Source organism: Desulfobacter curvatus DSM 3379 (assembly GCF_000373985.1).
Lineage (GTDB): Bacteria > Desulfobacterota > Desulfobacteria > Desulfobacterales > Desulfobacteraceae > Desulfobacter > Desulfobacter curvatus.
Genome location: NZ_KB893063.1, coordinates 17,388 through 29,842, shown reverse-complemented (window position 1 = coordinate 29,842; position 12,455 = coordinate 17,388). Strand labels below are relative to the sequence as shown.

Here is a 12,455-nt window from a genome sequence, read left to right as displayed (position 1 = left end):
TTGAAAGATCTGTGTAGCTTACACAGACTTTCTTATGAAACTATAATTTGGGAGGATAGATGCAAACAGGAAAAGTTAACCAGCGGATTTTATCATTCATGGAAAAACGGGGCATGGATATCCCGGCCTTGTCCGAGGCTTCCGGCCTTGACCCCCAATTTATCAAGGCCATGCTTGAAGAAGACGCCTACCCCCCCCTGGGTCCTCTAATGAAAATTGCCCGGGCCCTGGGTGTGCGTTTAGGCACTTTTCTGGATGACCAGGACAGCAGTGACCCCTACATTGTCCGCAAGGCCGAACGGGCAGACGGTTTTTCCGTTCTCGACGGTACAAACAAGGCCCCGGCCTTAAATTTCTATGCCTTGGGCAAAGGAAAGTCAGACCGGCATATGGAGCCGTTTTTTGTTGAAATATTGCCTGAATCCGCAAAGAACAAAACACTGTCTTCCCATGAGGGCGAAGAATTTATTGTTGTTGTTTCAGGTGTTGTGGAGGTAATTTACGGAAATGAGACCTATGAACTCAAGCCCGGCGACTCCATCTATTACAACTCAGTGGTTCCCCATTATGTATCATGTGTGGGAGAAGAAAAGGCCGAAATTCACGCCGTGGTTTATGTTCCGGAATAATGTGGCCACGGGCTGTCCTAAACAGTGTTGATCTGCCCAGGCACGGCCCATAACAAAACAACAAAAGAATTTGAGGAATAGAGCATCATATGGACGAAACTTTCCCATTGCAATCCCTGACTTTAGGCCAAATCCTTGACAAAACAGTTGAAAAATATCCAGACAACCCGGCCGTTGTTTATGTGGACAGGGATTTTCGCCTTACGTACCGCCAGTTTGCCACCTATGTAGATGAAACAGCCAAAGGCTTGATGGCTTTAGGCGTTAAAAAAGGCGAAAAGGTCGGTATATGGGCCACCAATGTACCGTACTGGGTTATCTTGCAGTTTGCCACGGCCAAAATCGGGGCGGTACTGCTCACGGTGAACACAAACTATAAAACCGCCGAACTTGAATATCTGCTCACACAATCTGACTGTGAAAACCTCTTTCTCATCGACGGATATCAGGACACGGATTATATATCCACTGTATACGAACTGGTGCCGGAGTTAAAAACCTGTCAACGCGGCCACCTGAAATCTGAAAAATTCCCCCATCTGAAGCGGGTGGCATTTCTTGGCCCCGAAAAACACAGGGGCATGTATACCATCCCTGAAATCCGGGCCCTGTCCGTCATGATTTCCGAAGATGAATACCAGGCCCGCCAGGATAGCCTGGATTGCCATGATGTGGTGAACATGCAGTATACGTCGGGTACCACAGGTTTTCCAAAAGGCGTCATGCTCACCCATTACAATATCGGCAACAACGGGTTCTGGATCGGTGCCAACCAAAACCTGGGCCCGGATGACCGGGTCTGTCTGCCCGTCCCCCTCTTCCACTGCTTTGGCTGTGTGTTAGGGGTGCTGGCCTTCGTAAACCACGGCTCCTGCATGGTAATTCTGGAAGGTTTTGATCCCCTTTTGGTCATGGCCTCGGTGGAGCAGGAAAAATGTACCGGTCTTTACGGCGTTCCCACCATGTTCATTGCCGTGCTGGATCACCCCCTTTTCAACAAGTTTGATTTCTCAACCCTTCGCACGGGCATCATGGCAGGATCCAACTGTCCCATCCATGTCATGGAAAAGGTCATTGACAAAATGAACATGAAGGAAATCACCATCTGCTACGGCCTGACCGAGGCCTCTCCGGTCATGACCCAAACCCGGCAGCACGACGACATCCGGGTGCGGACGGAAACCGTGGGCCGGGCCCTGCCTCACCTTGAAGTCAAAATCATTGACCTTGAAACAGGTAAGGAACTGCCTCCGGGCCAACAGGGTGAGGTGTGCGTCAGGGGGTACAGCGTTATGAAAGGATACTACAATAACCCCGAAGCCACGACCCAAACCATTGACGAGAACGGCTGGCTGCATTCAGGCGATCTCGGGGTCATGGATGAAGCACGTAACCTGTCCATCACAGGCCGGCACAAGGACATGATCATCCGGGGCGGCGAAAATATCTATCCCAGGGAAATCGAAGAATTTTTATACCGCATGGATGGGATCCGGGATGTCCAGGTGGCTGCCGTTCCCAGTAGGAAATACGGTGAAGAGGTCGGCGCCTTTGTCATTTTAAATGAGGGGACAAATCTTGAGCCCAGTGATATCCAGGACTTTTGCCGGGGAAAAATCAGCCGGTACAAAATTCCCAGGTATGTTCATTTTATCAAGCAATATCCCATGACGGCCTCGGGCAAAATTCAGAAATACAAATTGACGGAGATGTCCGAAGATATATGGCCGGAAAGGCGCTGATCAGCCAATGTCATAAATTTTAACCTTGGATATTTTATTATACCATGAAGGACATGAAGCGCATGAAGCATATAGCGGAAAATCAATCTTCATATCCTTTATAATTATTGTAATTGGAAGGTACCTGCAACAAAAACCCCAAAAAAGAAAAAGATAAGAAATGCGAATATCTGCTGCTGTTGCCACTGTCATTGCTTGCTTATTTTTAGCCATGCCAATGCTCACCGGCCAAGCCCTGTGCCGGGAGTTGACTGTCATGACCCATGACAGTTTCAGCATGTCGGAAGCCGTACTTGAAGCGTTTAAAAAGGCTGTGGGCGCGGAGATCACGATATTACGATCCGGCGATGCCGGACAGGCATTAAATAAGGCGATTCTATCTAAAAACAATCCCATGGCTGACTTATTTTTCGGGGTGGACAACACTTTTATCGGCAGGGCCATGGATAATGATCTGTTCATTGCCTACACCCCCAAAGGATTTGACGATATTAACACGACCCTTTTACTGGATGACAAAAACCGTTTGATACCCGTGGATTTCGGTGATGTATGCCTTAATTATGATATCAAATGGTTTAAGGCAAAACATCTTGCCCCCCCGGCCGGCCTTGAAGATCTGCTGCGCCCGGCATATAAAAATCTCACCGTTGTCCAGAACCCGGCCACATCCTCCCCGGGCCTTGCCTTTCTTCTGGCCACCATCAGCCGTTTCGGGGAAACCGGATACATCGCTTTTTGGCAGAAACTTAAAGCCAATGGGGTTATGGTGGTAAACGGCTGGCAGGAAGCCTACTGGGGACAATTTACGGCCGCCTCAAAGGGAGACCGTCCCATTGTGGTCTCCTACGCCTCAAGCCCTGCGGCAGAAGTGTTTTATGCCGAACAAAAAACGACCACAGCCCCCACAGGTATCGTTATTGGGAATAAATCGGCCTTTCGCCAGATTGAATTTGCAGGTATTTTAAAAAACAGCACCAATACAGATCTTGCCAAAAAGGCCATGGACTTTCTTTTAAGTAAGACATTCCAGGAAGATATCCCTTTGCAGATGTTTGTGTTTCCGGCCAACACAAAGGCAAAGCTGCCTGACGTGTTTTCAAAGCATGCAAAGATTACGGATGCGCCGGCATCTTTGCCCACAGACGACATCAACCAAAACCGGGATAAATGGCTCCGGGAATGGACGGAAAACCTGCTGCGGTGAAAGCAAAGATCTATACACACCCCTATGTATTGGCGGGACTTATCCCTCTTGTATTTTTTCTTGTTTTCTATTTTTACCCCCTGGCCGGTATTTTTCTAAGAAGCTTTGTACCGGACTTTCCCCAAAACCTTCATATTGATCTCTCCTTTTTGAATCAGGTTACCGGATCACAGCGTCTTCACCACATTATTTGGTTCACCTTCTGGCAGGCGGCCGTATCCACGGGGCTGACCCTGGTTTTTGCCTTCCCATGCGCCTTTGTCATGTCCCATTACCAATTTAAAGGAAAACAATTTTTAACCCTGTGCGCCTCCATCCCCTTTGTCCTGCCTGCCGTGGTGGTGGCCGCCGCCCTTGACGCAAGCTTCGGCAAAAACGGATGGTTGGGCATGTTGAATATCCGCCACCCCTTGGTTCTGATTTTCATGGCCCATGTGTTTTACAATTTTTCGGTCATGCTCAGAATTCTGACCAGCTTTTGGACGGGGCTGCGAGGCAAATCCCAAGAAGCGGCAGCCATGCTCGGGGCAGGTCCCTTTCAGACCTTTATCCATATTACCCTGCCCCTTCTCATGCCCGCGGTATGGGCGGCGTCTTTTCTGGTATTTATTTTTTGTTTTTCAAGCTTTGGTATCATTCTGATTCTTGGGGGACCTGGTTATTCCACCATAGAAGCAGAGATATACCGGCAGGCCGCATATATGTTCAACCTGCCGGTGGCATCATTTCTCTCCCTGCTTCAAATCGGGTTTACCCTTGTGCTCATGGGCTTTTACACAGCTTTTTCCAGAAAGGCGGTCCGCTTTGCCCCAAAGGCCGTCCACACCCATTTTAAACCACCGGAAAAATTCCGGGAAAAGGCAGCAGTTACAGTGATTGCCGGTTTTATCATCCTGTTATGCCTTTTCCCCCTGGCAGCCCTTGCCGGAAAGTCACTGGTCCATGAAGGGCAATTGTCCCTGATTTACTACCGGGCCATTTTTGACAACCCTTCAACCTCCATTTTCCATGTCCCGCCTTTTACGGCGATAAAACACTCTTTTATCTTTGCGGGGACTGCTCTGATGATTGCCCTTGTGACAGGCCTGTGCGCAGCCCTTTGCCTGAATCATCTGGACCGGATAAAAGCAAAAGGCCTTGCCGCTTTTTTTGACCCGTTGTTTATGCTACCCCTGTCCACGTCAGCAGTCACGTTAGGATTCGGTATTATCATCACCCTGGACCGGCCCCCGCTTAACCTGCGCACGTCAGCACTGCTTGTCCCCTTGGTTCATGCCCTGGTGGGATTTCCCTTTGTGCTACGGGCGGTCCTGCCTGCCCTGAAAAGCATTCCCAATGACATCAGGGAAGCTGCCGCCATGTTAGGTGCCGGCCCTGGAAAAATATTCAGATGCATTGATCTGCCATTGATATCCGGTGCATTAACGGCAGGCGCCGTGTTTGCCTTTACCATCAGCATGGGAGAATTCGGCGCCACCATTTTTACGGCAGGTCCGCGCACACCGACCATTCCCCTGGCCATTTACCGGTTTTTAGGCCAGCCGGGCGCCATGAATTACGGCCAGGCCATGGCCATCGCTACCCTGCTTATGGCGATCACAGCAGCCGGGTTTATCCTCATTGAAAAAATCAGTTCAAAAGGGATACAGCAGTTTTAATGGAACATGAACTCATCATACAGAGCCTAAACAAAATCAGCGCAGAAGGCGCCTATTTTTTAAACAACATCAACCTTGCCCTGCCCCGGGGCAGCCGCCTGTCGGTACTCGGCCCCTCAGGCAGTGGAAAAACCACCTTATTACGCATGATTGCAGGGCTTGATGCACCGGACTCGGGCGATATCCGGTTCAATGGTGCCTCCATCCTGAATCTGCCCCCGCACAAGCGAAATTTTGGCATGATGTTCCAGGATTATGCCCTGTTTCCCCACCTGAATGTATTTGCCAATATTGCCTTCGGCCTGAAAATGAAGGGCATGCCCAAACAGGAACAGATCCCAATTGTCGAACAGATGCTGGCGCTGACCAATCTTGAAGGGTTTGAAAACCGCAAAATAGATGAACTCTCCGGGGGCGAGCGCCAGCGGGTGGCCCTGGCAAGGACCCTTGCCCCGGGCCCCAGGCTACTCATGCTGGACGAACCTTTAAGCGCACTGGACCGGGTCTTGCGAAAACACCTGCTGGATCAGCTCACACAAATTTTATCCCGACTGCACATCACCACCATCTTTGTCACCCATGACCATGAAGAGGCCTTTGCCGCCGGATCACAAATCATCTTGATGAACCGGGGCTGTATTGTCCAGTCCGGCACCCCCAAAGATCTCACACAGCATCCGGTGAATGACTGGGTCCGGCAGTTTATGGGCTAAAGGAAAACCCATTCTATTAATTGCTCTTGCCTCTTGATGCCTTTACAAATATAATTGTGTTATTCATCTTCCCATAGCCTATAGTTCATCGCTATGAGCGAACAGCCGCCCAAAGGACGATAATTCATATGGAAAAAGCGTCATGAAAAAACAGGCTGCCATAATTTTAATTGCGTGCTGGACCTTGTTTGCTGCGGTGATGCCCTGCTCAGCCCAGAAAAAGAGAATCCTCTATGTGGATTCCTATCATCCGGAATATTTGTGGAGCACCCAGGTCACCCGGGGCATCCATAAGATCCTGGATGCCAAACCTGATATTGAACTTGAAATATTCAGGATGGACACCAAAAGAAACAAAGCCCTGGAATTTAAAAAGACTGCGGCACTCAGGGCAAAAAAACGCATTGAAACCTTCAAACCGGACGTGGTGATTGCCTCGGACGACAATGCCGCAAAATACCTGATCGTGCCGTATTATCTCAACACGGATCTTCCTGTCGTGTTCTGCGGTATCAACTGGGATGCCTCAATGTATGGCTTCCCGGCGCCCAACGTCACCGGCATGGTGGAAACCTCCTTTTTTGACACCGGCCTGGCCACCTTGAAGCAGTTCGCAAAAGGCGGCAGAATCGGATTTTTGTCCTCGGACACGGAAACCCAACAAAAAAAAGTAAGACAACTAACCCAGAGATTTAAAGTGCAGTTCAATGTCCGGCTTGCGAAGACCTTTGATCAGCTCAAACGGGATTTTCTTGAACTCCAGGAAGCATGCGACATGGTCTTGATTCAGGAATTCCGGTCCGTCAAAGGATTCAACCACGAGTCCATGAAAACCTTTGTCAATGCCCATACAAAGGTGCCCACACTGGCAATGGATAACTTCATGGTTGACTACGCCCTGATCGTTTATGCCAAAAACGGTGAGGAGCAAGGGGAATATGCCGCCCGCACCGCCCTTCAAATTCTGGATGGACGGCTTCCGGGCGACATCCCGGTCACCACAAACAAAAAGGTTCGAATCTACCTGAACATGACACTGGCCAAAAAGCTTGGCATTAAATTTCCCATGACCCTGATGGACTACGCCCAACTGGTCAGCACGGCGCAAAAAAAACTGCTTTATATCAACTCTTACCACAAGGGCTATCAATGGAGTGACGGTATTGAAAAAGGACTGTTCAAGGCCCTGGGCATAGACATTGACCCGGACAGCAATACCACGGACACATCCCTTAGCCCGATTCAGGTAAAAGTCGTGCGTATGGACACCAAACGCAACCAGGGAGAGGCATTTAAAAAAAAGGCGGCACTCAAGGCCAAGTCCGTGATTGAAACCTGGAAACCTGACATTGTGGTGGCCAGCGACGACAATGCATGCAAATACGTCATCGCACCCTATTATGTCAACTCAGACCTGCCTGTTGTGTTCTGTGGGGTCAACTTTGATGCCTCAATGTACGGCTTCCCCGCCCCCAACATCACGGGTATGGTGGAAGCCGGCCCATATGCGGAAACCATCGCCCTGATGAAACAGTTCTCCCGGGGGAACCGGATTGGACTCATCGGCACGGACACCCTGTCAAACCGAAAGGAGATCGCCCATTTAAAAAAGAGAATAGACATAACAAATTGGCAGATGCGGCTGGTTTCCAGTTTTAATCAGTGGAAAACAGTGTATCTCAAGCTCCAAGATGAGGTGGATATGCTGATATTGATTGATTGCTCCTGTATCAAAGCCTGGAATCCTAAAGCGGTGGAAGATTTTGTCCTTGAAAGCACAAGAATCATCACTGGCGGCGTCAGTGAAAATGATATCGCGTACGTCCTTTTGGGTAGGATAAAAATGGGTGAAGAACAGGGATGGTGGGCCGGAAAAACCGCCTTGAAAATCCTGAACGGCACGGCGCCCTCTGCCATTCCTGTAACCACCAACAAATACTCAAAGGTGCTTTTGAACATGAAGCTGGCCAAACGCATGGGGATCGTCTTTCCCATGGAACTGATCGAAGAAGCTGATTTTGTCGAAAAGGACGGGGAAATCCTGCCATGAAATATCACTCCATTACGTTTAAGCTTCTTTTTTTTATCGTCAGTGCCTTTGTCCTGACAACCTTTTCCGTGCTTGCCTTATCGGACATTCAGCTACGGCGAACTATAGATAAAAGCCAGGAATCCATTTATGAAGAAAAAATCGACGGAATCCTCGGCCTCCTGGGTTCATACCATCAGCGACTCGAAAAAACAGAACTGGTTGACGTCTATGAGCAGGACTTTAAAAAAAAGGCTCTGGAGAACATAGCTCAGGTTGTGCAAAATCAAAAAGACGGCGTTGAACTGCTCATCCTTGACCATGAGGGAAACCTGGTTTTCAGCCCTCGCCTGCCGCCCGGCACCCCGGCACCCCTTGCCGGCATATCAGACCGAAAAATTCTCAAATCGGAACAGGGCAGTTTTGACTATAAATTAAACGGCGTGGGGTACTGGTGTACCTTTAAGCGGTTTGCACCCTGGGAATGGCGCATCGCCTACACCCTGCCGCTGGATTACAAGTACGCCGACGCCAAAACCTTTTTCAGCTTCATGCTCTTTATTATGGTCGGTATCAGCCTTACGGCCACCATCCTTCTCTCATGTGTCGTGGCCCAGTTTACATACCCCATTACCCGGCTGACAGATATTTCCGCACGAATGGCCAAAGGAGATCTGGATCAAAGAATAAATCTTGGCGGAAAGGATGAAATAGGGATACTGGCCCATTCCTTTGAACTCATGCGAGACTCCATCAAGGAAAAAATATCCCGGTTAAGCAGCCTGCAGAACTACTTGTCCAATATTATTGATTCAATGCCTTCGGTGCTCATCGGCGTGGATGGTCATGGAAAGGTTACCCAGTGGAACAAGACTGCAGAACAGGCCACAGGTATCCGGGCCGGAACAGCCCAGGGCCAACCCCTTTCAGACGTACTTCCAAAGATGGCGTCACAGATGCAGCAAATCTTTGAAAGCATCCGGACCCGGAAAGTACACCGGAAGCGCAAAAATCCCAGGCCCTCGGAAAACGGAATTCATTACGAAGACGTCACCATCTATCCTTTGATAGATAACGGCGTGGAAGGCGCTGTAATCCGGCTTGACGACGTGACGGAAAAGGTCCGTCTTGAAGAGATGATGGTTCAGTCGGAAAAAATGCTTTCAGTGGGCGGACTTGCCGCCGGTATGGCCCATGAAATAAATAATCCTTTGGCCAGCATGCTCCAGACGGCCAACGTCATGAAAAGCCGATTGTCAATGGACTCAAAAATAGATGCCAATATCCGGGCCGCTGAACAGGCCGGCACGTCAATGGAAGCTATCCAGGCCTTTATGGAATCCCGGGGTATTTTCCGGATGATCGGCACCATTAACCAATCTGGACGCAGGGTAGCGGATATTGTGGACAACATGCTTTCCTTTGCCCGCAAAGAGGAGTCCCAAATCTCCTTAAACGTGGTGGAACATCTGCTGGACAAAACCCTGGATCTGGCGGCTACGGATTACAACTTAAAAAAAGAGTATGATTTCAAACTGATCCGGATCACCAAAGCATACCAGGCCGGTGACACCCCCAAGGTACCCTGTGAAAGCAGCAAAATCCAGCAGGTCTTGCTCAATATTTTCAGAAACGGGGCACAGGCCATGCAGGAATTCGGACAAAAAGAACCGGAATTCATTATCCGCACCTGGTTTCAAACAAAGGAAAACCAGGTATGCATGGAAATCCGGGACAATGGTCCGGGTATGGACGAAAAGATACGCAAACGCGTTTTTGAGCCGTTTTATACCACCAAGCCGGTGGGCGTGGGAACAGGCCTCGGGCTTTCTGTATCCTACTTCATTGTCAAAGAGAATCATGACGGGGATATCAGAGTGGAATCCAGCCCTGGGAAGGGTTCCGCATTTATTATCTGCCTTCCGGTGGAAAAGAAACCCTAACCCGGAAGATAGACAGCACCTATCACGAAAGCGTTAACTCACTGAAAAACTAATAAAAAAAGAGTATCCAGATCAGAACCAGTATTCTGGACAAAAGACCGAACGCCATGGTCAGAACACAGATGGCAGCACCGTTGCGCCCTCCGTAAATGGCGATATACCGGGGCAAGGTCCGGCGCAGGCGGGTAATGGGGATCATAAGAAGACCGCCGGCGATCAGGGCCGTGATCGCCTCATATCCGGTGATGCTGTTTTGGGTCAAAAGGGTTGACATATAACTGATCCCCGCAACCGGACTGAATATGTAGGTGGTGAGTGGACCAATAACGGCCGGGGAGAGACCAAGGGCGGATGTCAAAGGAGCAATCCCCGACTCTACCCAGGAGAGCATGCCCGACTCAGTGAGCACCTGAACCAGCAGGGTCACAACCGCCAACACACCTATCATTTTGAAAAACATTTTTTTTCGGGCATGCCAGCTGTCTTTCAAAAGCCGGGTAAAGCTGCGCTTAAGACAATTCGCATCGCCCGGTGTGCATTCATAGGCTGAAAACGGGTCTTCTCCAGTTTCCAAAGGCTCACTGCCATTGCCCCAGGCCCGTCCCCGGGCCAGCACATAGCAAAGTTTCAGCACACCGGTAATCCAGAAAGCGGCCATGTAAATCATGGCCAGACGGCCCCCAAGCAAAGGTAAAACAATGGGGAGCTGAAAGGTCAGGGTCTCCTTTAGATGAAAAGGCACCGTGTTTAGGATGCCGGTCAGCCGCAGCTCACGATCGTCTAAACGTCCATCCGCATGGAATTGGGCGGCCATGGTGTGGGCCGCGATCATGGAACCTATTGCCGCCAGAAAACAAAACGCTGTTTCGGCCGGCAGCCGGGCGACCCTTGCCACAGGCTTTCCAACAGGTTCCAGGTAGCGCATCAGCCCCATCTGCATGAACAGCTCCACCCCGAAAAGACTAATAAACATTACCGAACCCATTCGAAACACCAAATCCGCCGTAAACACAATTGAAGATAATAAAATTTCCATGGGTATAACCTGTATTGTAAAATGCTTTTTACGACGCCATGAGGCTTGCTTCGAGGCCAAGCCCGTAGGCCACACTGGTGAAAGCGTCGGAGGTCTTGATCTTATCTGCCCCCCACCGGGACTGAAAAATGGCCCTGATCAACGGAATATAGGAAGAACCGCCGGTCAGAAACACCGCATTGACCTGTTCCGGGCCAACGCCTGCATTGACAAGGGTATCCGCCACACAGGCATCTATCTTTACAACCAAAGCCCGAATCATATCTTCAAATTCGGTTCTTGTGACAGACTCTTCAATGGCAATGCCGTAATCCTTGAACACCACTGTTGCATCTTCATGCGCTGACAAGCGGCACTTGGCGGATTCAATGGACCGGAATAACAAATACCCATAGTTATCTTGGATCAAACGTTCCAGGTTTTCCAGCAGGCGCTTGTCCCTGAGAGAGGCACAGACCTTGAGTTCTTTTATATTCCCAAGGGTTCGGGGACGCCGAAGCCATGGGATGCGGTGCCATTGCATCAGATGGCTCAACACCAGCGGGGACAATCCCGTTAAATTATCACTGAACATGGATTTGACTTTAACATCCGTACCATAGTGCTTTGCCACCTTGTGGCGCATGATCAGGGAATCAAAATCATCTCCGCCGATATAAAGCCCGCCAACGGAAAGGATGTCCTTTTCCCTGTCCCCGGCGTGCGGGGGATTGCCCACCCTGAGCACGGTGAAATCAGAACTGCCGGCACCAAAGTCGCCCACCAGCACAATCTGTTCCTGGTTGGAGGGCAGGCTGTTCTCATAGGCCCGGGCAGCAGCCACAGGCTCCATCTGCAGTGCAATCTCCTTGAACCCGGCAAGTCGGGCGGCTTTTATCAACCGCTGTGTCGCGGTGCGTTCCCGTTCTCCGTCCGTTGAAAAAACAACCGGCCGGCCAAGTACAACCTGGTCCACATCCCGGCCAATAATCTTTTCCCCCCGCTCCTTCATAGTTTTGAGCAGATAAGCAATCAGCTCTTCTATGGTGTAATTTTTACCGTAGACATTTGTTTTCTGAAAGGAAATGTCCGATAAAAATGATTTAATCGACTGCATGTACCGGCCTTCAGCACCGTTGTCGATATATTGTTTGACCCCTTCATAGCCCACAAAGGACAAATTCTGCCCCTCTTCCTTCATAAAATAAAGAATGGATTTCAAAGAATTTGAAAGGGGATTGCCCGGATCAATATCCAAAAGTTTTACCTGGTTATCAACACTTACAGCCAATGCAGAGTTGGAGGTGCCGAAATCAATGCCAAATATAGGGGACATACGCGTTCCTGAAAGTGTCCCGGCAATACCGGGACTATTAACGATTAAAAAATAAGCCGATATATTTACAGGATTACGGCATAAATTAAAAGCCCCAGTTGTCATAATATCAGGACCAACGCATATAAGAAATTGATTTCATACCTATTGTTCGGTATACACACTTAATTATTTATAAAAACG

The 12,455-nt window shown here is 49.5% G+C and carries 9 protein-coding genes; 7 read left to right on the top strand and 2 right to left on the bottom strand.

Features of this window, described 5'->3' with window-relative positions:
* The first annotated feature begins 59 nt into the window (after nt 1-59).
* The 7 genes from B147_RS0114330 (at nt 60) to B147_RS30330 (ending at nt 9,921) form a co-directional block, all read left to right on the top strand.
* Nucleotides 60-629 (top strand): cupin domain-containing protein, encoded by a 570-nt coding sequence (locus B147_RS0114330; protein WP_020587886.1) that lies wholly within the window; start codon nt 60-62, stop codon nt 627-629.
* An 89-nt stretch (nt 630-718) separates the two neighbouring features.
* Nucleotides 719-2,371: an AMP-binding protein gene (locus B147_RS0114325; RefSeq protein WP_020587885.1), complete on the top strand. Its 1,653-nt coding sequence runs from the start codon at nt 719-721 to the stop codon at nt 2,369-2,371.
* Between the two features lie 160 nt (nt 2,372-2,531).
* Nucleotides 2,532-3,578, top strand: a complete 1,047-nt coding sequence (locus B147_RS0114320; RefSeq protein WP_020587884.1) for a thiamine ABC transporter substrate-binding protein — start codon at nt 2,532-2,534, stop codon at nt 3,576-3,578.
* A complete protein-coding gene (locus tag B147_RS0114315; protein ID WP_020587883.1) occupies nt 3,554-5,236 on the top strand; it encodes an ABC transporter permease in 1,683 nt (560 codons plus the stop codon). Before B147_RS0114320 ends, B147_RS0114315 begins: the two co-directional genes overlap by 25 nt.
* Nucleotides 5,236-5,949, top strand: coding sequence for an ABC transporter ATP-binding protein (locus tag B147_RS28445; RefSeq protein ID WP_020587882.1), 714 nt, complete (start codon nt 5,236-5,238; stop codon nt 5,947-5,949). Before B147_RS0114315 ends, B147_RS28445 begins: the two co-directional genes overlap by 1 nt.
* A gap of 142 nt (nt 5,950-6,091) precedes the next feature.
* A complete protein-coding gene (locus tag B147_RS0114305; RefSeq protein ID WP_020587881.1) occupies nt 6,092-7,999 on the top strand; it encodes an ABC transporter substrate-binding protein in 1,908 nt (635 codons plus the stop codon).
* Nucleotides 7,996-9,921, top strand: coding sequence for an ATP-binding protein (locus B147_RS30330; protein ID WP_020587880.1), 1,926 nt, complete (start codon nt 7,996-7,998; stop codon nt 9,919-9,921). The genes B147_RS0114305 and B147_RS30330 overlap by 4 nt, the downstream gene beginning before the upstream one ends.
* Before the next feature lie 49 nt (nt 9,922-9,970).
* On the opposite strand, the gene B147_RS0114295 is transcribed toward B147_RS30330, so the two are convergent.
* Nucleotides 9,971-10,957 (bottom strand): nucleoside recognition domain-containing protein, encoded by a 987-nt coding sequence (locus tag B147_RS0114295; RefSeq protein WP_020587879.1) that lies wholly within the window; start codon nt 10,955-10,957, stop codon nt 9,971-9,973.
* A gap of 28 nt (nt 10,958-10,985) precedes the next feature.
* Nucleotides 10,986-12,272, bottom strand: a complete 1,287-nt coding sequence (locus B147_RS0114290; protein WP_020587878.1) for an Hsp70 family protein — start codon at nt 12,270-12,272, stop codon at nt 10,986-10,988.
* Nucleotides 12,273-12,455 lie beyond the last annotated feature (183 nt).

Coding starts and splice junctions, on each gene's coding strand:
- B147_RS0114315 (WP_020587883.1), top strand. CDS start 3,554: ATGGACGGAAAACCTGCTGCGGTGAAAGCAAAGATCTATACACACCCC.
- B147_RS0114290 (WP_020587878.1), bottom strand. CDS start 12,272: ATGTCCCCTATATTTGGCATTGATTTCGGCACCTCCAACTCTGCATTG.
- B147_RS0114325 (WP_020587885.1), top strand. CDS start 719: ATGGACGAAACTTTCCCATTGCAATCCCTGACTTTAGGCCAAATCCTT.
- B147_RS0114320 (WP_020587884.1), top strand. CDS start 2,532: ATGCGAATATCTGCTGCTGTTGCCACTGTCATTGCTTGCTTATTTTTA.
- B147_RS0114330 (WP_020587886.1), top strand. CDS start 60: ATGCAAACAGGAAAAGTTAACCAGCGGATTTTATCATTCATGGAAAAA.
- B147_RS28445 (WP_020587882.1), top strand. CDS start 5,236: ATGGAACATGAACTCATCATACAGAGCCTAAACAAAATCAGCGCAGAA.
- B147_RS30330 (WP_020587880.1), top strand. CDS start 7,996: ATGAAATATCACTCCATTACGTTTAAGCTTCTTTTTTTTATCGTCAGT.
- B147_RS0114305 (WP_020587881.1), top strand. CDS start 6,092: ATGAAAAAACAGGCTGCCATAATTTTAATTGCGTGCTGGACCTTGTTT.
- B147_RS0114295 (WP_020587879.1), bottom strand. CDS start 10,957: ATGGAAATTTTATTATCTTCAATTGTGTTTACGGCGGATTTGGTGTTT.